Below are 21,580 nucleotides of genomic sequence, written 5' to 3' on the forward strand. Positions count from 1 at the left end.
CTACCGTTTTTGTTTTAAGTTCCCGCTAATCCGCGATGAACCAAAAAAAAGCCCGCACATTTCGGTGCGGGCTTAGCAATGAATAAAGCTTAATTTTGCTTAGTTCAATCTTACATTGTGTAAGTGTAAGGAGCTTGGATACCTAGCGGGATACCAAGAGCCCAGTAACCTAGCAAGAAGATAGACCAACCGATTAGCATAGCAATCGAGAATGGCATCATTAGAGAAGCTAGAGTACCGATACCTGTCGACTTAACGTAACGTTGACAGTAAACAACAACCAGTGGGAAGAACACCATCAGTGGAGAGATGATGTTAGACACTGAATCACCTACACGGTAAGCCGCTTGAGATAGCTCAGGAGAGATACCTACAACCATTAACATAGGAACTAAGATAGGACCAATCAGTGCCCACTTTGCTGAAGCTGAACCTACAAGAAGGTTAACTGAAGCCGTTAGTAGAATCATACCAACAACCGTTGCTTCACCAGGAAGATCCATTGCTTTCAAGCCCTCAGCACCGTAAAGCGCCAGCATAGTACCGATGTTTGATTGAGCAAATGCTGATAGGAACTGAGCACAGAAGAACGACATTACAATGTATGCGCCCATCGTTGCCATCGTCTCAGACATTGCTTTGATAACATCATTACTATTCTTGAAGGTACCCGCTACACGGCCGTAGACGATACCCGGAATAATAAACAGGATGAAGATCAGAGGAACGATAGACTTCATTACTGGTGCTGAGAACGCCGTTAGTTCGCCTTCTGGTGAACGAAGTGCTGAGTTTTCAGGCATTAGAGCCGCGATAAGCAGACCAATACCGGCAACCATTGCCCAACCAGCGAATTTGAATGCTTTAGATTCAATGGCTGTAAACGTACCTAGATCAGGTGCTTGTTCTGCATCTTCATCGACAGGCGTATTAGCAAGACGAGGCTCGATGATTTTCTCTGTAACGTACCAACCAATTGCCACAATTAGAATTGAAGACAAACCAGTAAAGAAGATGTTCGCTAGAGGGTTGATCACGTATGCAGGGTCAAGAACGTTTGCCGCTGTTTGAGTGAAACCTGCGAGTAGCGGGTCAATACCTGAAGGAATGAAGTTCGCTGAGAAACCACCGGATACACCAGCAAACGCTGCTGCAATACCCGCTAGAGGGTGACGACCCGCTGCGTGGAAGATGATACCGCCAAGAGGGATTACTAGAACGTAACCTGCATCTGCTGCTGTGTGAGACACGATAGCAACAAGAATTAGCATTGGCGTTAGCAACTTAGCTGGCGTGAAGTTAAGCATCTTCTTAAGGCCAGTCGTAATGAAGCCTGAAGAGTCAGCAACGCCAACACCTAGCATAGCAACAAGTACGATGCCTAGCGGTGCGAAGCCTGTGAACGTGGTAACCATATTCGCTAGGAAGCTAGCAAGCGCTTCACCAGTAAGTAGGTTGTTTACTTCAAGAGCAGCACCCGTTTGAGGGTTGATTAAGTCGAATGAAAGATTCGATAAAAGTGCAGATGCTACCCATACAATAACTAGAGCCCAGAAGAACAGAATTGCTGGATCTGGAATTTTGTTGCCGGCGCGTTCAATGAAGTTTAGAAAGCGGTCCATACCACTGATCTTCTCAGTCGATGGTGCTTTTTTTACGGCTTGGTTACTCATTGTAACTCCATATGTGATGTTGTTTGTTTAGGCCTAATATAAGTTTTGACCATGGCCTATTGGTACAGCACATATTCTATTAAAGTCGCTGTTAAAAAGCACAAGGTTCCACATCATTTTCCATAAATGGAGACATATTTTGCAAAAATACTGTACAACAGCAACAATATAAAAACACAAAAAACACCATTCCATATACAGAGTTTTAACTGGCACGTAAACAATGTCCGAGGAGTGAAAACTATCAGTAAAGGAGAAGCGTAGGGCTTGGCATGCAGTAAACGTTTGCTTAATAGATCAATCAAATTCACTGTATTTGGAGAGCATAGTTTCGAGGCGAATGCTTTGCGCACGGTTCATGCGATCTTGCCATGCAACAGTCACCGTAATGTTTTTCAAAGCGTGAGACAAGGCACCACTGGCATTTGTCACCTCACAGCTCATCGTATACCCAGAGCCCGACAAACCAGATAAAGGATCCGAACTTGTCGCATTGCGACAGTAGTCCGCTTGATTGAGATCCGTAAAAAGGATTAACCCTACAGCTCCCCCCACATCCGATACACGAGTTCGATAATACTCCATCTGCCTTTCAGCAAAGTGAAGCGCTTCTACACTGTGCAGCGCGTAATCCGATTTTTGTTCTGCATAGACCTGTAGCTTAACCAACCCTAGCGAAGCGATACCGATCAATAGAAAAGAGATCAGGACCTCTATCAAGCTAAAACCTGAATTTTTATAAGTCATTCCATGATCCCTTTTTCCATTTGGCTTTCAAAGGAACACTATGGGGGTTGTATTCGCCTGTGTAATCTAAGTTAATCGAACCTTGAATTGTCGATAACCCGCCTACTGAATCAAAGAACATCCCTCCCTTGGGAAAAAAAGAAGCAAATCCAATATAAACCGAATTGCTCTGCACTAAGCCGGCGATAGGTATCGTATTTGGAACTTTGGCCCATAAGCCGCTCAATAGGTCCGTATCAACATCAGGTGAGGCTGGTTCGTCGTATATGATCATATCATTTAGGTGATAAAAGGAACCATCAAACACACTTGCATTACCGTTCGCAACGATGCCATCTTGAATCACTAATGAACGTGGAGTAATAACACCGGGGATAGGTTCTACCACATTAATTGGTGGGTGATAGACCACGCAATCACCTATCACCCACACCTTATCTTTGCCACTAGTAAAGGCGTTATTAATCGCTTGGCTACACTTATTACCTTGATACTTCCCATTGACTAAATCAATGTGCTTGGGGGGAGATACAGTCCTGTCAATGAGGTCAATCACATGATAATCACGCTTAATCTGGTCAATATTTTCTGGCGTTTTAGATACCCCAAAGTAATTAGAGAAAGTATCGATGGCTGGGTCAAATTTGAAATCTGATTGAAAAGCATTTGAAGGCAATGACCCAACTGAATCAATGGTTGCATTGCGGCTAATATCGGTTGTCGGTTGGCAAGACTCAAAGGTAGGAAAAGGAGGGAGGCCGCCCGTAGGTGTGATTGTCTTTAAACGCCCGCCGCCTTGGTTTTTATAGATCACACTATCTAAGAACCGAACAGACACACATTCGTTAATACCACCGACCGCAGTAAGACTAATATCTGGGGTAATATCGATATTGTGATCAGAAATAAACTCCAAACTCGAATTGGTTTGCATCGCCCCTAGCCCCGACGAATTGTTAAAACTTATCTCTTTGTTGAGAGATAAATAGTGAGCACTCGACACCAATATATTCGGTGTTAGGTTATCTGATTTCAACGTGAGGACTTTCGACTGCTGACAGTGATTCATTAAATCATTGGGAATAGCCGTGAGATCATTTTCAGCTATATAGGTAAAACCACACTCCAACCCAGCCTCCGCGTTCCAATGAGCTTTGCGAACTTGAACTTCATTCTGCGCGACCTTAATTTGATGAAAAACACTGCGATAGGTGCCCAAAGTAACAATTAAAGCACTCAACACTAAAACAGATGTGATTAACAACGTAGCTACTCCAGCTTGCTGCTTTACCGAGGTCATTGCCAATTCCTTTGCTTAACGGTTATAGCGACGCCTTTAGAGATCCCAGCACTCGGAATTGACGCAACAATATTCAAATCAGTGAGCGTAGTGCTCACCCCATTTTTGCTCAACACTTGTGAGGATATTGATAAATCGTCGACGGAAATAATGCTATCGTCGAAAAGTGAGTAGCATGAGGTAACTTGATCATGAGCTAAAATGTTCCCTGGAGTAAGAACGCCCTTTTCACAAACTTTCAATCGAGTCCCCTCCTTTTTATACACGATATTCCTGTAATTTTTTCCGTCAGTTGATCCCTCTTTCAAATAGACGAACCCCACCTCAACACCACCGCTAACATGAATCGTATTAACGGCATCTAATAGCTTCAGGGATTCACCATTTGAACCATCGTAGCCTGCTCGTTGAATATCTTCTTTCATTACCTGCATCGCGCTCGTAAGGTTTTGCAGCAGCAATAGCTCAATGCCTTTATCTTTGGCTATTCTGTGCCCCGTCATAAATACGCTGCCGATAATAGCAATCGCGAATACACCAATAACGGAGGTAACCATCAGTTCAATGAGAGATGCGCCCTTTTGCTTTCGCAAGCTTCTGCTGCGGGCCTTAGCAAGCATAGTAACCATACTGAGCGCCTGATTCGCCGCACACTTTAATTCGCCCCGGAGGGCTAGATAGTTTAATCAAAAGCCGGTCGGTTGAAGCTCTTTTAGGAGCCAAGTAAATCGTACCTCTGGCAGGCCTTCCTCTTACACTTTCAAAGCTGATTTTTGAGCCTGTATAGTTATGAGAAAACGATAAATCTCGAAACGGTTCTCCCGACAACATCAGCAATGTATCACCAGACAGATCTTCCGTAGGCTTCAACCATACAGTCCACTCCCCCGTAGATTGCTCTTCATTTTTAGCCGTCGAGAAATGTACCCAGAGTTTTTGATTTCTTTTCACAGACTCAGACTTTGCCTGTACTAAGAAACCATTCAACTCCCCAGCAAGGCGCTGTATCTTGACTGTTTGGGTGACTGAACTAAAACTCGGAGCAGCCGTCGCTACCAATATCGACAGTATCGACACCGTTATTAACAGCTCTAATAAAGTAAACCCGCGAGTCATTTCCCAAATTCCTATGTAATCAGGTGCGTAAGCATGTTTAATCTTGCACCGATGCTACCACCCGAGAAAAATGGACAGGGTTATGAAAGGAAACTACTCGTGAAGATTCGAATAAAAAGATGTAACAACAACAATTTAAGTATGAAAGGAATGACACTGATCGAATTATTGATCGCTGTTGCCATTGTAGGAGTACTCAGTGCAATAGCTTATCCAAGCTACACAAGCCATGTGTTAAAATCGCATCGAATGACAGCGATAGGAGATATGGCAAAAATCCAACTTGAACTTGAGAGTGCTTACGCCGGAAATTATGCCACGGCTGCTGGAAACATAGTTTCTGGAGGGACGTGCTCGTTTTGCGATACCGATACAAGCAGGTATACACTAACAATTTCGGCTAGCAGTACCTCATACTCCATTCAAGCTGAACCACACGCACCACAGACAAATGATGACTGCTTAGACTCACCGACTGATATTCTGGAGTTACATCACTCAGGTGTTTCAGAGCCTCAAGCGTGTTGGAAGTAACAAGAGGAGACACTAAAGCCTCTAGGGGGTGATCTGAAAAATTTCGATTATTTTTGCTATGAGCTTCTTTTATACCAATCAAAAAACACAAATCTATAGACACAAAAAAGCCTGCTACATGAGCAGGCTTTTCTACTTTTATCATTAAATTGAAGTGTCAATAATTTAAAGATCAACAACTTAACGTGTCAATAACCTATTTATCTAATCAGTTGATTACTTAGTTAGGTCATCAAAGAAGTTTTTCACGCCGCTGAAGAAACCTTCAGATTTTGGCTTGTGCTTGCTTGCAGCTTCACCACAACATGTTTCTTCAAATTCACGCAGTAGTTCTTTTTGACGAGAGCTTAGCTTAACCGGTGTTTCAACCACTAGCTTAACGATTAGGTCACCCACACCGCCGCCACGAACGCCTTTCACGCCTTTGCCACGCATACGGAACATACGGCCCGTTTGTGTCTCTTCTGGCACTTTAAGGTTTACACGGCCATCGAGTGTTGGAACTTCAACTTCACCACCTAAAGCAGCCATAGAGAAGCTCACTGGCACTTCACAGTAAAGGTTGTTGCCGTCACGCTCAAAGATATTGTGCTCTTTTACGTGTACTTGTACGTACAAGTCGCCAGCTGGAGCGCCGTGCTCCCCTGCTTCGCCTTCGCCAGATAGACGAATGCGATCACCAGTATCAACACCTGCTGGGATCTTAACGTTAAGCGTTTTCGTCTTCTGTTTGCGACCTTGACCATGACATGAGTTACATGGGTCTTTGATGATCTTGCCTTTACCATTACAAGTAGGACAAGTCTGTTGAACCGCAAAGAAACCTTGGCGCATTTGTACCTGGCCGTGGCCATGACAAGTACCACACGTTTGTGCAGAAGAACCCGCTTTCGCGCCGCTACCATCACAAATGTCACATTCAACAAGTGTTGGTACTTCAATCTCTTTAGATACACCACGAACGGCTTCTTCTAGAGAAAGCTCCATGTTGTAACGCAAATCAGAACCACGTTGTGCACGCGCTTGACCACCACCACGACGACCGCCGCCGAAGATATCGCCAAATACGTCACCGAAGATATCGCCGAAGTCACCTTGGCCACCGCCGCCGTAACCGCCGCCACCCATGCCACCTTGTTCAAAAGCTGCGTGGCCGTATTGGTCGTAAGCTGCTTTCTTTTGAGCATCGGTTAGGATCTCGTACGCTACTTTTACTTCTTTAAATTTGTCTGCTGCGCTTTCATCACCCTGATTACGGTCCGGGTGGAATTTCATCGCTAAGCGTTTGTACGCTTTTTTAATATCGCGCTCTGATGCATCGCGGCTTACGCCTAATACTTCGTAAAAATCACGTTTTGACATGTTCTAGGTCACCAAAATAATTGCTACTGCCGAATGATCACTTCAGCAGTCTGTGTATCAATCTAGATAAAAGTTCTGTCGGCTGAAACGCCGAATAAAGCTATTATCTAGATCGACAAGTCTAAATACAAATTTACGGGCGTGAGAGTTACCTCTGACGCCCGCAATAATAAGTCTTTGAGACAATGAATTTCTAAGCAAGTAGCTTGAGTTCTAGGAGGAAGCGCGGAGCCTACGCTAGTAGGTGAGCACTTCCGACAACGAAATCAGGCTACTCTGCGACGAAATTATTTTTTGTCTTCTTTTACTTCTTCGAACTCAGCGTCTACCACATCGTCGTCTTGCTTAGGTTGTTCACCAGCGTCAGCACCAGCTTGTTCAGCTTGAGCTTTCTGTTGAGCAATTTCCATTAGCTTTTGAGCTGCTTGCATAAGTTCTTGAACTTTAGCGTCGATAGCTTCTTTGTCGTCACCAGACTTAACTGATTCTAGAGCTTCGATAGCTGCTTCGATTTTAGCTTTCTCGTCTGCAGGTAGAGCTTCACCAGCTTCTTCTACTTGCTTCTTAGTGCCGTGAATCATTTGATCAGCTTGGTTACGTGCAGTTACTAGCTCTTCGAACTTCTTGTCAGCTTCTTTGTTAGCTTCTGCTTCTTGAACCATTGCTTCGATCTCTTCCTCAGACAAACCGCCTGATGCTTGGATAGTGATCTTCTGCTCTTTACCTGTCGCTTTATCTTTAGCAGATACGTTCAGGATACCATCAGCATCTAGGTCGAATGTTACTTCAACTTGTGGCATGCCACGTGGTGCTGGTTGGATACCTTCTAGGTTGAACTGACCAAGAGACTTGTTGTAAGTCGCTTGCTTACGCTCACCTTGAAGAACGTGGATAGTTACTGCGCTTTGGTTGTCTTCAGCTGTAGAGAACACTTGATCCGCTTTAGTAGGGATAGTTGTGTTTTTCTCGATAAGCTTAGTCATTACGCCGCCCATCGTTTCGATACCGAAAGATAGAGGAGTAACGTCTAGAAGAAGAACGTCTTTAACTTCACCAGCTAGTACACCACCTTGAACAGCAGCACCCATTGCAACAGCTTCGTCAGGGTTCACGTCTTTACGTGGCTCTTTACCGAAGAATTCAGTTACTTTAGCTTGAACCATAGGCATACGAGTCTGACCACCTACTAGGATAACGTCAGTGATTTCGCCTACAGATAGGTCAGCATCTGCTAGAGCAACTTTTAGTGGCTCAAGAGAACGTTGAACTAGGTCTTCAACTAGAGACTCAAGCTTCGCGCGAGTCACTTTGATGTTCATGTGCTTAGGACCAGTCGCATCAGCAGTAACGTAAGGTAGGTTTACGTCAGTTTGAGTAGTAGAAGAAAGCTCGATTTTCGCTTTTTCTGCTGCTTCTTTAACACGCTGCATTGCTAGTGGATCAGCTTTAAGGTCGATACCTTGCTCTTTCTTGAACTCATCTACTAGGTAGTTGATCATGCGGTTATCGAAATCTTCACCACCAAGGTGAGTATCACCGTTAGTTGAAAGTACTTCGAAAGTCTTCTCGCCTTCTACTTCGTCGATTTCGATGATAGAGATATCGAATGTACCACCACCAAGGTCGTATACAGCGATAGTGCGATCACCACCTTGCTTGTCTAGGCCGTAAGCCAGAGCAGCAGCAGTAGGTTCGTTGATGATACGTTTAACATCTAGACCAGCGATACGGCCAGCATCTTTCGTTGCTTGACGTTGAGCATCGTTGAAGTAAGCAGGAACAGTTACTACTGCGCCAGTTACTTCTTCGCCTAGGAAGTCTTCAGCTGTTTTCTTCATTTTCTTAAGAACTTCAGCAGATACTTGAGGAGCAGCCATTTTTTGGCCTTGCGCTTCAACCCATGCATCACCGTTATCAGCTTTAACAATGTTAAAAGGCATGATTTCGATATCGCGTTGAACTTCTTCATCTTCAAAACGACGACCGATTAGACGCTTAATCGCGTATAGCGTGTTTTGAGGGTTAGTAACAGCTTGACGTTTCGCAGGTTGACCAACTAGCGTCTCGCCTTCAGTGTATGCGATTACCGATGCTGTTGTGCGTTCGCCTTCAGCATTTTCTAATACGCGTGGTTTGTCACCGTCAAGAACAGCAACACAAGAGTTAGTAGTACCTAAATCAATACCAATGATTCGACCCATCAGGCTTTCTCCGAATAAATTCTATTTAGTTTTTTGCTATACCCACTATGTGGGGGGTAGTAATCAGGGATTCAACCCTAATACACAAAATTTAAATGCAAATGTATTTTGCTTTCGTATGCACCATAGATAAGGGCTCACGAATCCTTTTCAAGGGGGGATACTGGATTTTTTCACATTTATTTTGATAAAAGGAATGGTTAGACACGAATACATATCATTACCTTCACATAAGCCCAGTAACTGGGGTTATCACCCAATAAAAAACGGAGCCACTTAGGCTCCGTTTGTCTATTCAGGCTTTCCACTTAGATTTCATCTATAGAGGAAAATCTCTGATTACGCTTCTGCTTTCTTTAGCTCAGCTTCTTCGTTTGTTTCAACGCCGATTTCGCCTTCAGACTTAGCAACGATAGTGTTAACCGCTGTATCACCTACTACGTTAGAAGAAGTACAGAACATATCGTTGATACGGTCTACCGCAGCAATGATAGCTAGACCTTCTGGTGGTAAACCTAGTTGGTGCAATAGAACACCTACCATTACAACACCACCACCAGGAACACCACCAGCACCGATAGACAGTAGCAAGATAGTTAGACCCAGAGTAAAGATGTCAGCCGTGTTGATTGGTTGACCGAATGCGTTTGCTACGAACATTGTCGCTAGTGCGATGTAGATAGAAACACCAGACATGTTCATTGTCGCACCCAGTGGTACACCGAAGCCTGCCACAGATCTTGATACACCAAGCTTTTCAGTTAGAGTGCGCATTGTTACTGGGATAGTCGCATTCGAACTTGCCGTCGATAGTGAGAAAAGGATTTGCTCACGAGTTGCACGTAGGAATTGCTTAGGCGTAATACCTGTCGCGATACCAACCATCATTGGGTAGAAGAAGAAAATCCAGAACACTAGCATCGCAACAACAAGCGCTACATAGCCAGCTACAGACATAAGTGTCTCAGCGTTCAGTGTCGCACCTAGTTGAATCATCAGAGCGAATACACCAAATGGCGCCAAGCTCATTACTAGGCCGATAAGCTTCATCATGATTTCGTTAGCCATCTTGAACGTTTTGATCGCTGGACCGCCACGTGAATCAAGAGCCTGAATAGCAAGACCAGTCAAAATTGCCATGAAGATGATCTGTAGCATGTCGCCGCTTGCAAACGCCTGAACTGGGTTGCTAGGAACGATGTTCACAACAAGAGAGAAGATATCTGGAGTTTCAGTTGTTGTTAGTTGAACTGTCTCAGAGATCGTTCCGGCTAAATCTGCACCAGCACCCGGTTGGAAAATAAGGCCAACAGTTAGGGCTGCAGAAATCGCGATGATGGTGTTGATAATGTAAAGAGCAAAAGTTTTACCACCTAGGCGACCGAAAGAACGGATGTCTTTCAATTCAACAATTCCGCAAACGATAGATACGTATACCAGTGGAACAACCAATAGTTTGATCAAAGAGACAAACATACCACCGACACCTTCTGCTAGACCTAGCAGGTAAGTATCAAATACTGCAATACCGTTGAATAGGTACTGAATAGCAGTACCAATAAGTAGGCCGGCAAACAAGCCTACAAAAATCTTACTTGAGAGCGATTTATCCATCGTTCTTCTCCAGTTTGTTGTGTTTGAAATTTGTACTTTTATAGTTATATATGCGAGTTAAATCGCTATATCGCAGTGGATTTTACATACAAAGATAACAATTAAAAGCATTTATTTACAAAAACATTACAAGTGTGACGTCAAAACATTTCTTCATTAACAACTGGTTTCATAATATAAAACTCTAAATCATTGTTCTGGGTAATATAAAAGGAACAACATTCTTAATGCGTTTTTGGTGACTATTTACGTGGGGTCTCAAGTTATAGGCACAAAAAAAGAGAGGCATATGCCTCTCTTTCCATTTTACGTAAACCAGTGATTTATTTTGTCGCCGCGACTACTCAGTCAATGCGCGACTCAATCACTTGGCAGCGTAACACGTCATTACTTAGCAACCATAACCATCGCAGGGCGAACCACACGACCGTTTAACTCGTAACCTTTTTGCATTACGAACATAACCGTGTTTGATTCGTGATCTGGACTTTCTTGGATAGACATCGCTTGGTGGAATTCAGGGTTGAACACTTCACCTTCAGGGTTGATCTCTTTAAGACCAAACTTAGCAACTGTGTCTACGAACGTTTTGTGCGTTAGCTCAACACCTTCAAACAGTGGCTTAACCACTTCGTTTTCAGCATCTGCCGCTTGCATTGCACGCTCTAGGTTGTCGATGACAGGAAGTAGACCTTCAGCAAACTTGTTCAAAGCGAATTTACGCGCCTTATCAATTTCTTGCTCGCTACGGCGACGCATGTTTTCAACTTCAGCTTTTGCGCGAAGAACAGAATCTTGCTGCTCTTTCACTTTAGATTCGCTAGAAAGTAGTGCAGCTTCTAGTTGAGCGATTTTTGCTTCTTGCTCATCAACAGACTCTTCATTTAGCTCAGCTTCTTCAACTTTCTCAGCTTCAGCAATGATTTGATCTAGCTCTTCTTCCGTTACTTTGTTTTCTTCGTTGCTCATGATCTCTCCAGAATTCGTTTTCAATGCAAGTGACAGGTGTGTTTGCACCCCAAATTGATATAAAACACTCGCATAGACGTTCAACTTGCCTTTATTATGGGGATGAAGAATTTTGATTCAAGCCTAATTCGTTTGGAAACGTTATGAAAAAGCCATTTGAAGTCATCGCCATTATTGGTAAACCTCGAGATCAGCAAGCAATTCAGACTCATAGAGAGCTCTATCAGTGGTTAAGTACTGAGGGTTATCAAGTGTTTGTGGATGACAGACTCGCTACAATTTTAGACGATATCCCACAAGAACATTTTTCTAGCCTAATTGAATTAGGTAAACGCGCCGATCTCGCCATTGTGGTGGGTGGTGACGGAAATATGCTCGGTGCCGCTAGAATCTTGTCACGTTTCGATATTTCAGTGATTGGCGTAAACCGAGGTAACCTAGGTTTCCTTACCGATCTTAATCCTGAAAACTTCCAGAGTGCGCTTACTGATGTACTCAAGGGTGAATTCATGGAAGAAGAGCGCTTCTTACTTGAAACTGAAATTCATCGTCATGGCCAAATAAAAAGCCACAACGCCGCACTCAACGAAGCAGTACTTCACCCCGGTCAAGTCGCACATATGATCGAGTTCGAAGTGTATATCGATGACAGCTTCGCCTTCTCACAGCGTTCTGATGGCTTGATCGTCTCAACACCGACAGGTTCAACCGCCTATTCGCTTTCTGGTGGTGGTCCTATCCTGTCATCAAGCTTAAATGCAATTTCATTAGTACCGATGTTCCCACACACCCTTTCAAGCCGACCACTTGTGGTGGATGGCAAGCGTCGTATCAAGCTGATCGTATCGCCAGATAACCGCGGTACACAGGAAGTCAGCTGCGATGGCCAAATCTCGCTACCAGTTTCTCCTGGCGATGAGATCCACATTTACCAAAGTCCGAATGTGCTCAAGCTGATCCACCCTAAAGACTACAACTACTACCATGTTCTACGTAACAAACTAGGCTGGTCGAGTAAGTTGTTCTAAAAGAATAAAAGCGCCAGAAGTAACCGAATTATGAAAGGCTGACGACGTTCGTCAGCCTTTTTTATTGCCCATAGAAAGCCCGTAGGCTCTCGCTTCTCTGCAATTCCTTATACCTCCACTCCCGACAGGGAGGAACAACTGAATTGGGAATCTACTGCGGTTTCAGTGATCTACGGACGCGCTCAATTCTGAGATCGGTCACAAAAAATTTTTACCTGTCGACTTTACTGTATAAAGAAACAGTATATACTGAGCTTATATACAGTATTGTTCAGTTATACAGGTAAATAAAAATGCTGGCTCATCTAAGTGTTAATAATTTCGCTATTGTTAAGTCTTTACAGCTAGAACTCTCTAAAGGCATGACAACAATCACCGGAGAAACTGGTGCGGGTAAATCTATCGCTATCGACGCTTTAGGCTTGTGTCTTGGAGGAAGATCTGATGCAGGAATGGTTCGACAAGGTGAAGAAAAAACCGAAGTCAGTGCCGCTTTTTTACTTGAGAACAATCTGCATGCTACCCGCTGGTTAGAAGACAATGAACTGCTTGATGGCGGTGAATGCATCCTACGCAGAACCATCTCTAAAGAAGGTCGTTCTCGCGCATTCATCAACGGCAGTCCCGTGCCTCTTTCACAATTAAAATCGCTTGGACAGCTGTTGATCAACATTCATGGTCAACACGCGCACCATCAGTTGATGAAAAGCGATTACCAAATGGCCATGCTTGATCAATACGCAGGTCACTTGAACCTATTGAAATCGACACGTAATGCTTACCAAGCCTGGCGACAAGCCGATAACCACTTGAAAGAGTTACGTGAAAATAGCCAGCAAAACCAAGCTCAAAAACAACTTCTTGAATACCAAATCAAAGAGTTAAATGAGCTGTCTATTGGGGAGGAAGAATATGAAGACCTCGAACAAGAGCATAAGCGCCTCTCCAATAGCGGAGAACTGGCCACAACCTGCCAACAAGCTATCGAGCTTATTTATGAAGGTGAAGAAGTTAATGCGCTTGGTATTCTGCAATCGGCCAATAACTCCTTAATTCAGTTAGCGGAGCTAGATGAAAGATTGGCTGAGTTACCAAACTTATTGTCTGAAGCCATTATTCAGATTGAAGAAACCAACAACGAGTTAAGAACATACCTAGACAGCATTGATGTTGATCCCGGTCGTATGGCTTACGTTGAAGAGCGCTTCTCAAAAGTAATGTCGATGTCTCGTAAACATCACGTGTTGCCAGAAGAGCTCTATAAGCATCATCAAGACTTATTACAACAAGTTGAAGCGCTTGATTGCTCTGATGACAAGTTGGAAGAATTAGCAAACGAAGTAGAAAACCAATACCAATCGTTCGTGGCTAAATCAGAGAAGCTTCATAAATCTCGAACTCGTTACGCAAAAGAACTCAACAAGCTGATCACGCAAAGCATGCATGAACTGAGCATGGAAAAAGCGCAGTTTGCCATTGAAGTAAACAACACCAACACACACCCTTCTCCATTAGGTATGGATAACGTGACCTTCATTGTTTCGACCAACCCTGGCCAACCAATGCAGCCCATTGCTAAAGTGGCTTCTGGTGGCGAGTTATCACGAATCTCACTAGCGATTCAGGTGATCACAGCGCAAAAAGTGGATACACCAAGCCTGATTTTCGATGAAGTCGATGTGGGTATCAGTGGACCAACCGCTGCGGTTGTCGGAAAAATGCTTCGAAAACTGGGCGAATCTACGCAAGTGATGTGTGTGACGCATTTACCTCAAGTTGCCGGTTGCGGTCACCAACAGCTGTTTGTTGCGAAGAACACGAAATCAGGTAAAACCGAGACTCAAATGCACACGCTTGATGAACAACAACGCGTTTCAGAGCTTGCTCGACTGCTTGGTGGCAGCCAAATTACCGAATCGACACTTGCCAATGCAAAAGAGTTATTAATCGCAGCTTAGGTTACATATTCGGCAACTTTCTGATAATTTACCGAAAATTCTTGGCAATTTTGCAACTTAATTCAAAATTGCCAGTCATAACAAGCTCAAAGCGCAAGGAGCTTTTTACTTCTTGCTGGAGCTTGTTTATTATCAGGCAGTATTTTAGCGAAGAAAGATCTCAAACTATGCGAATTAAAAAGTGGTTAGTTGCAGTTCCACTTGCACTAACAATGTTGACCGGTTGCTCTCTACTAGAGAAGTTGGTTTATCGAATTGACATCAATCAGGGTAACTATGTTGAACAAGAAGCTGTCGATCAGCTCAAGTTTGGCATGACAAAAACACAAGTTCGTTACGTTATGGGCTCACCTATGCTTATCGAAAATGGCTATCCAGATACGTGGTACTACATTTACCACCACCAAAAAGGCCATAACGACCCTATCCAGAAAAACCTTGTCGTGAACTTTGATGCCACAGGCACTCTAGTAACGATCAATGGTGACTTTGAAGCCAGTGATGAGTTCTTCGAAAGCCTTCGCTAGCTTTCAACTAACAAAGCTTTCCAGTCAACAAAGCTCTTAGCCGATAAAGCTATCAGTCGACAAAGCTATAGGTCGACAAAGCAAGAATCGCAAAAGCCTGCTCACTTCACACGAGTAGGCTTTTTAATATCTGCTAACAAATTATCTGCGTTGTCTAACCAACAGGCACAAAAAAGCTCGCCAATATCGCGAGCTCTCTTCTTAGTCAAACTTGTTTGGCATTACGATTTAGCAGCTGCTGCTTTTGCTTGCTCAGCACGCTTACGGCGAATCTCTTTTGGATCGGCCAACAGTGCTCGGTAGATTTCGATACGGTCTTTATCTCGAACTGTCGCATCTAGCTTAACGTTACGGCTGAATACGCCAACCTTGTTTTTCGCTAAGTCGATTTCTGGATACAGTTCCAAAACACCAGACTGTGCGATGATCTCTTCAACGGTCGCGTTCTTGTTCACTACCAAGGTAAACACACGCTGCTCGTGCGGAAGCGCGAACACAACCTCTACGTGGATCATATCTGATTCAATAGTCATGGCTTAGTAAACCTGTTTCGCGCGTTGAGTAAAAGCACTGACCATATTACTCGTCAGCTCATTGAAAACCTTACCAAATGCCATTTCAATCATTCGGCTAGAGAATTCAAACTCTAACTTAAGCTCAACCTTACACGCTTGCTCATCGAGCGGAGTAAAATACCAACCGCCCTGTAGCTTTTTAAACGGGCCGTCCACCAGCTCCATCAAGATCTCAGCGCCATCCGCTAAGCGGTTCGATGTGGTAAATGTTTTACTGATACCCGCTTTAGAGACATCAACCGAAGCCACCATAGTTGAATCTGAAGATTCGATCACACGTGAACCAGAACACCCTGGCAAAAACTCGTGATAACGAGCAACATCATTGACCAAGCTGAACATCTGGTCGGCACTAAACGACACTAATGCTGAACGAGTAACCTTTGGCATATAGACTCCTGTTAAAGACAGCGTTACATTAACACAAACTGCAATTTTAATTGTATTGGGCCAGAGCGCAAATAAAAAGGATTCCCCAACTAGGGTGCAATCCGTATAATGAGGCCATTATGGCAAAGAATAAATCAAAATCAAAAGCCGGTAGCAATACCATTGCGCTTAATAAGAAAGCTCGCCACGAATATTTCATCGATGATGAGATAGAAGCGGGGCTTGAGCTACAAGGCTGGGAAGTAAAATCCCTACGTGAAGGCAAAACCAATATCGCAGAAAGCTACGTCTACATCAGAGACGGCGAAGCATTCATCAGTGGTATGACGATCACTCCGCTCACTCAAGCGAGTACTCATATCGTGGCGAACCCAACACGCATCCGTAAACTACTAATGTCGAGAAAAGAACTCGACAACCTTATCGGTCGTATTAACCGTGAAGGCATGACACTTGTCGCAACCGCGCTTTACTGGTCTCGCTCTTGGGCGAAGATTAAAGTTGGCGTAGCGAAAGGTAAAAAGCTGCACGATAAACGTACTGATATGAAAGAAAAAGATTGGGCGAGAGATAAAGCACGAATTATGAAGAGTAATTTGCGTTAATTTTAAGCACTTAAACGCACAGTGCTAGACAGGCAAAGCTTTTCTGGTACTATGCAAATAACACTTGGGGCTGATTTAGGATTCGACAGGAATTTTGAAGTCTGAGGTGCATGCCGTGGGGCGGTTGGCCACGTTAAAAGCCGCAAAAAAATAGTCGCAAACGACGAAAACTACGCACTAGCAGCTTAATAACCTGCTCAGAGCTCTCTTACCCTAGCTTCCGCTCGTAAGACGGGGACCAATAAGAGATCAAACCCAAACTAGCTAGCGCGGATTCTCCCACCTGAGAGGAAAAGCGCGAATAACAATTCAGGTTAGCCTTTAACTAGCGTGTCGGTTCGCAGGTTGCTGGTGAAATTAAAGATCGACTAAGCATGTAGTACCAATGATGAATGATTTTTGGACGCGGGTTCAACTCCCGCCAGCTCCACCAAACACGTGTATCGGGACGTCTCAGGACGTCCCGTTTTTGGTTTTAAACCCTTGAAAAGTCTTAATTGATCAGTATCAAGGCGTCTCACTGAATTTCATCTAATCTCTTCCATGAAGTAACATTCAATGTAACACGCTGATTAAAGCACCATACCTAGTGTTACATTAAGCAAGGAAGAGATAGAAATGGCCCGAATAATCAAACCGTTATCAGCCACCCAAGTAAGTAAAGCAAAGCCCAAGGACAAAGAGTATAGTCTTGGCGATGGTAATGGCTTATTTTTGCGTATCAAACCGAATGGCACAAAATCCTGGATATTTAACTACATACACCCTGTAACCAAGAAACGAAAGAATATCGGTCTTGGCATCTATCCCGATATCACTCTAGCGTCAGCACGAGAGAAAACAAGAGAGTTCCGCCAGCTCGTTGCTGAAAAAATAGACCCTCAGACTCATCGAAAAAATCAAGCAGCAGCGGAACAATTAGCGGTCGAAACAACACTGCGCCATGTCGCTAAAGAATGGTTTGACGTTAAAAGTCACTCCATTACACCAGGTTACGCACAAGATATATGGCGCTCTCTAGAGCTACACATATTTCCGAATCTCGGTCAGTTGCCGATTCGTGACCTACTTGCTCCAACTGTCATCAAACAGCTACGACCTATAGAACAAAAAGGCTCTCTCGAAACAGTAAAGCGAGTCTGCCAACGTTTAAACGATGTTATGGCCTTCGCCGTCAATAGTGGCTTTATACATTCGAACCCAATACAAGGAATTAGAGAAGCGTTCAAGAAACCCAGCGTTGAACACATGAAAACACTTACTCCCGACGAGCTACCTTTACTGATGAATGCAATGTCAAATGCAAACATCAAAATGGTAACCAGATGCGCCTTTGAATTTCAGCTCCATACATTAACTAGGCCATCAGAAAGTGCTCAAGCTCAGTGGCACGAAATTGACTTCGAAAGTAGGCTCTGGATCATCCCTGAGCAAAAAATGAAGAGCCGCAGGGTTCATAAGATTCCACTGTCTGACGCAAGCATACAGCTCCTTAAGTTCATGGAACCAATTACCAAAGGCAAACGATATATCTTTGCCAGTGATACAAGCAAAAGCGGACACATTAACACCCAAAGCGTTAATACAGCTTTAAAACGTGCTGGAATGACGGGAAAATTAGTCAGTCACGGTATGCGATCCATAGGCAGCACTGCCCTTAATGAGCAAGGGTTTAATCGTGATGCAATCGAACTATCTTTAGCACATGTTGATAAAAATACGATCCGAGATATCTACAACAACGCACAATACCTGGAAGAGAGAAGGAAGATCATGGAATGGTGGAGTAATTTCATCCATGATGCAGCCAAAAGTGCTAATACTATCGCAAAACCTATATTGGGTGACTGAACACCACTACGTGACACAAATCACAATAGCCATGTAATTTTCATGGCTTTTCTTTACAGACTTAAGATATTCGATCTAGTCTCTCTGCGTAGTTCAGAGACTCACTCTGTATCAACAGACTGACTTAAAAGGAGAAAGTGAAACTAAATTAAACCTGAAGTTTGCTACTTTATCGATAGCAACTTATTACATACTTTTTTATCGCTCATTTAATAGCATTTCGCTGAGCACTAGTACTCATAGTTTCAAAAACCTAACTTTCAACAACAGCTTGATTAATAAGCATATAAACACAGGTTTTCTATGAGCAATAACTTCAAGATCGAACGTAAGCATGACGTTCTAGCACGTATTCCATTCTCTAAAGCTACACTACACCGTAAAATTAATGACGGATCATTTCCGCCATCGATTTCACTCGGCGCAAATTCTGTCGGCTTCCTATCCCATGAAATTGATACTGTCATCGCAGCGATGGCATTAGATAAAGATCTAAGAGCTGTTGTCTCTGAATTACTCGAAAGACGCCAGTCACTTTTTGAAGAAACCTATTATACAGCGCTAGCTGCATAACTCGCTTTCTTAGCATGCATCGCATGCTGTCAAAAAGTGGGATTTTTCTTCTGTATATATAAATAACAAAAGATCCCACTTCTTTTATTCATCGATAGATATAAGAAGTTGAGACATGACAACTATCGCAACAGGCTTGGCATCTGAGCACCTACTCTTAAACGCTGCAAACACCAACAAGATAACGCTGTTATCTAACAAAGAGATCCAATACCCGTCGATGGACTCTAGAATAATCGCTTTATCAAAGCACAGTGAGTTGGACAAAGTCATAAACTATTACCATGACTCCGTCGGTAGTGTTACTCGTGTAGTCATTGACTCCCAAAGACACTTGAGCACAGCTATCTATATTCTACAAAAGAACTTTTTCACTACTCGGCTGCCCGTTCTCGACACCAAATCAAAAAAAACTCTATGTCCAAAACGTAGAAGTACCGAGTATTTGTTAGCACTTTACGAGTTGGCTCCACGCCAAGAATACCTTCAAATGATAGCTAAAAACTTAAGCCATCAGTTTCCTCTAATCTCAATGGAACCAAAAGATATCGTGTGCAAGTACATCGCGTGCAACCACATTATTTTTAACGATTTACTTATTGCTTTAAAAGAAGAAATATCAAATCGTCAGGAAACTGTTGACAAAAATGCATCTATATCGGAGTCGTTCAGTCGCAAGCATTTCACAAAGCTAGATTCAATAGACCTTAAGCATGAGCTACGAGAGTGTTCAACGCTGGCGATTAAGGCCGCTACGGGTACAGGAAAGACAAAACATTTATTCGGCCCGCTTGCACAACATGCAAGCGAAAAAGAACGAGTTGTGTACGTATCTCACTTGATAGCTCTAGTCGAGCAGTTTTGCCATGACCACCAAGCTACATCTTACACCTCAAATAAGCTGAACGAGGTCGAAAACTGTCAGGCTTTTGGTGTTGTCATTAACAGTATCTACAAAGATATGTTCCTAGATAAGTTAGCTAACTGCGACACGCTGATCATCGATGAGTTTGAAAAAGTATTCCAAACTGTCGTTTGCTCTGAAGATAACTCGCAGATGCAACGTAACAAGGTATTTGATTCATTATGCTACGCAATCGAAAATGCGGAAAATGTTATCATCGGAGATGCGGACTTATCTGATATTAGTTTGGGCTTTATTCAAGGGATAAGAGGAAAGCTAACAGTGCTCTATTGCACCGAGAACCCTTATACAAACATTCATGCAATCGTAAAAGATAAAGCCACCTATCTAGCAAATGAGATAAGTCAAAGACTTCTGATAGACAAGGCTTTCTTGTTTGATTCTGTCAATACACTAAAGCGTACAGTAAAAGCTTTAGGTTTCGTAAATGAACAGAACCTTTATTGTGAAGAATCAGCTCTGAAGAAAGGTATCTTAGTCCTTCATGCCGACAACAAGGGCCTAGCAGAGCAGAAAGAACTACTTTCAAACCCTAATCTTCATATTCACAAGTACCGCGCAATTCTTGTATCACCCTGTTTAGCGTCTGGTTTTTCAATAACTTCTAACTTTACTAATAGAGTTACTGTTATCGCAGACAAAACACTATGCCCGCTAGAACTGGTCAATTTTTCTAGGCGGTTTCGCAGCGCTCGGGAAATCGTTTTTGCAACAAATAGTAATAAAGATGTCGTAACAGAGGACTCTCCACTGGCATTCAAAGGTCAAGATTGGTTTCGATGGATGAGGCTCTTTAATTCTCGAAATAAACGGCTAAATTCATCACTAGATACAAGCCTCTTCTTTACATTGAAGCACCTTGGATTCAAAACTACCGTAGAAAGCCATATGGCCTCAGATCTACTCGGCGCTACGCACCAAATCCACCAAGAGTCTCGTGAATACTTTAAAAGCTTAGTTAAAGCAGTGCTTGAAGCTAGAGACATACAGCAAGGTGCAATCTCATTTGCTCATAGAAACAGCTGTATCAGTAGCGAGCTTGAACCTGCCATCATTCACTCTACTATAAGACAATACTATCGTCTTGAAGCATTGACTGAAGAAGATGTTCACTTTCACTTCCAGTTCAATAGGCGTGTTTTCTCACTTCTACCCTTAGTTCGAGATGATGATGAACTTAAACTAGATGATGAACTCAATGAGTTAAATGTAGATATTGCAAAGTTTCTTCATTCAGTTTTATTTCTAAACAACCAATTCGATGAAATAAAACCTAAAGTGTTTTTAAATCAGGATGATATGCTCTCAATCTCCAAGAAAGTCTTGTCAAAACGAGAGACCTTAGCAATTGTCTTTGACAGCGATAGGCTTAGAAGAAGAAAAGTAGACTCGCAGAAGAAGGCAACTCAATTCGTAAGGGAAACGTTGGAGATCTTAGGATTCAAACTTGGTAAATTTAGTCCGACAACTAGGCGAGCCAGAGTGTCACTAGACCCTAGAGCCAGGCAATATCGAACCTACATCCGTCAGAAGTTAGAGTTGCCCAAGGTTCCTGTTTCTTAGCGATTCTTAGCAACTTTAAGAATTCTTAAGTCAGATAAGAATTACAGCTGACAGAAAAAAGTGTACCGA

At 43.1% G+C, this 21,580-nt stretch carries 19 protein-coding genes and 1 other RNA gene; 9 read left to right on the plus strand and 11 right to left on the minus strand.

The features are described 5' to 3' along the window. Window positions 1-110: 110 nt before the first annotated feature. The 5 genes from ACED42_RS15855 to ACED42_RS15875 form a co-directional block, all read right to left on the minus strand. A complete protein-coding gene (locus tag ACED42_RS15855) occupies window positions 111-1,673 on the minus strand; it encodes an AbgT family transporter (protein WP_012603342.1) in 1,563 nt (520 codons plus the stop codon). A gap of 297 nt (window positions 1,674-1,970) precedes the next feature. After that, the gene (locus ACED42_RS15860) at window positions 1,971-2,420 is read right to left on the minus strand and encodes a prepilin-type N-terminal cleavage/methylation domain-containing protein (RefSeq protein ID WP_371703286.1); all 450 of its coding nucleotides are present in this window, start codon (window positions 2,418-2,420) and stop codon (window positions 1,971-1,973) included. Next, window positions 2,410-3,720, minus strand: coding sequence for a hypothetical protein (locus ACED42_RS15865; RefSeq protein WP_017098040.1), 1,311 nt, complete (start codon window positions 3,718-3,720; stop codon window positions 2,410-2,412). Before ACED42_RS15865 ends, ACED42_RS15860 begins: the two co-directional genes overlap by 11 nt. After that, a complete protein-coding gene (locus ACED42_RS15870; protein ID WP_371703287.1) occupies window positions 3,717-4,349 on the minus strand; it encodes a PilW family protein in 633 nt (210 codons plus the stop codon). Before ACED42_RS15870 ends, ACED42_RS15865 begins: the two co-directional genes overlap by 4 nt. Then, entirely contained in the window at window positions 4,330-4,836 is a 507-nt protein-coding gene (locus ACED42_RS15875) for a GspH/FimT family pseudopilin (protein ID WP_017098042.1), read from the minus strand. Before ACED42_RS15875 ends, ACED42_RS15870 begins: the two co-directional genes overlap by 20 nt. Before the next feature lie 51 nt (window positions 4,837-4,887). Here ACED42_RS15875 and ACED42_RS15880 point away from each other — a divergent pair, with 51 nt between their 5' ends. Beyond that, window positions 4,888-5,370, plus strand: coding sequence for a type IV pilin protein (locus ACED42_RS15880; protein ID WP_009848333.1), 483 nt, complete (start codon window positions 4,888-4,890; stop codon window positions 5,368-5,370). Between the two features lie 216 nt (window positions 5,371-5,586). Here the strand turns inward: ACED42_RS15880 and dnaJ are convergent, their stop codons facing one another. From dnaJ to grpE, 4 genes are all read right to left on the minus strand, one after another. Then, the gene (gene dnaJ, locus ACED42_RS15885; RefSeq protein ID WP_017100070.1) at window positions 5,587-6,732 is read right to left on the minus strand and encodes a molecular chaperone DnaJ; all 1,146 of its coding nucleotides are present in this window, start codon (window positions 6,730-6,732) and stop codon (window positions 5,587-5,589) included. Between the two features lie 287 nt (window positions 6,733-7,019). Beyond that, the gene (gene dnaK, locus ACED42_RS15890; protein ID WP_009848331.1) at window positions 7,020-8,933 is read right to left on the minus strand and encodes a molecular chaperone DnaK; all 1,914 of its coding nucleotides are present in this window, start codon (window positions 8,931-8,933) and stop codon (window positions 7,020-7,022) included. 339 nt (window positions 8,934-9,272) lie between these two features. Next, a complete protein-coding gene (locus tag ACED42_RS15895; protein WP_009848330.1) occupies window positions 9,273-10,547 on the minus strand; it encodes a dicarboxylate/amino acid:cation symporter in 1,275 nt (424 codons plus the stop codon). 387 nt (window positions 10,548-10,934) lie between these two features. Beyond that, entirely contained in the window at window positions 10,935-11,516 is a 582-nt protein-coding gene (grpE, locus tag ACED42_RS15900) for a nucleotide exchange factor GrpE (RefSeq protein WP_009848329.1), read from the minus strand. Window positions 11,517-11,659: 143 nt separating this feature from the next. Here grpE and nadK point away from each other — a divergent pair, with 143 nt between their 5' ends. The 3 genes from nadK (at window position 11,660) to bamE (ending at window position 15,029) form a co-directional block, all read left to right on the plus strand. Continuing rightward, the gene (gene nadK / locus ACED42_RS15905; protein WP_009848328.1) at window positions 11,660-12,544 is read left to right on the plus strand and encodes an NAD(+) kinase; all 885 of its coding nucleotides are present in this window, start codon (window positions 11,660-11,662) and stop codon (window positions 12,542-12,544) included. A gap of 293 nt (window positions 12,545-12,837) precedes the next feature. Further along, on the plus strand, window positions 12,838-14,502 hold the full coding sequence (recN, locus tag ACED42_RS15910) for a DNA repair protein RecN (protein WP_371703289.1): 1,665 nt from the start codon (window positions 12,838-12,840) through the stop codon (window positions 14,500-14,502). A gap of 167 nt (window positions 14,503-14,669) precedes the next feature. Further along, entirely contained in the window at window positions 14,670-15,029 is a 360-nt protein-coding gene (gene bamE, locus ACED42_RS15915; RefSeq protein ID WP_009848326.1) for an outer membrane protein assembly factor BamE, read from the plus strand. Window positions 15,030-15,250: 221 nt separating this feature from the next. Here bamE and ACED42_RS15920 read toward each other — a convergent pair whose 3' ends face one another. Together ACED42_RS15920 and ACED42_RS15925 are read right to left on the minus strand one after the other, a co-directional pair. Beyond that, entirely contained in the window at window positions 15,251-15,562 is a 312-nt protein-coding gene (locus ACED42_RS15920) for an RnfH family protein (protein WP_004735158.1), read from the minus strand. A gap of 3 nt (window positions 15,563-15,565) precedes the next feature. Then, window positions 15,566-15,994, minus strand: coding sequence for an SRPBCC family protein (locus ACED42_RS15925; RefSeq protein ID WP_004735157.1), 429 nt, complete (start codon window positions 15,992-15,994; stop codon window positions 15,566-15,568). A gap of 119 nt (window positions 15,995-16,113) precedes the next feature. Here ACED42_RS15925 and smpB point away from each other — a divergent pair, with 119 nt between their 5' ends. The 5 genes from smpB to ACED42_RS15950 all read left to right on the plus strand — a co-directional run bounded on the left by smpB (window position 16,114) and on the right by ACED42_RS15950 (window position 21,511). Then, on the plus strand, window positions 16,114-16,599 hold the full coding sequence (gene smpB / locus ACED42_RS15930) for an SsrA-binding protein SmpB (protein WP_004735156.1): 486 nt from the start codon (window positions 16,114-16,116) through the stop codon (window positions 16,597-16,599). Between the two features lie 66 nt (window positions 16,600-16,665). Continuing rightward, window positions 16,666-17,032: a transfer-messenger RNA gene (ssrA, locus tag ACED42_RS15935) on the plus strand. 185 nt (window positions 17,033-17,217) lie between these two features. Next, window positions 17,218-18,450: an integrase domain-containing protein gene (locus ACED42_RS15940; protein WP_371703291.1), complete on the plus strand. Its 1,233-nt coding sequence runs from the start codon at window positions 17,218-17,220 to the stop codon at window positions 18,448-18,450. Between the two features lie 303 nt (window positions 18,451-18,753). After that, complete coding sequence (locus ACED42_RS15945) at window positions 18,754-19,023, plus strand: helix-turn-helix transcriptional regulator (RefSeq protein WP_371703293.1); 270 nt, start codon at window positions 18,754-18,756, stop codon at window positions 19,021-19,023. A gap of 115 nt (window positions 19,024-19,138) precedes the next feature. Beyond that, window positions 19,139-21,511: a hypothetical protein gene (locus ACED42_RS15950; RefSeq protein ID WP_371703294.1), complete on the plus strand. Its 2,373-nt coding sequence runs from the start codon at window positions 19,139-19,141 to the stop codon at window positions 21,509-21,511. The last annotated feature ends 69 nt before the right edge of the window (window positions 21,512-21,580 follow it).

It is taken from the genome of Vibrio sp. FF145, from assembly GCF_041439075.1.
Lineage (GTDB): Bacteria > Pseudomonadota > Gammaproteobacteria > Enterobacterales > Vibrionaceae > Vibrio > Vibrio tasmaniensis_A.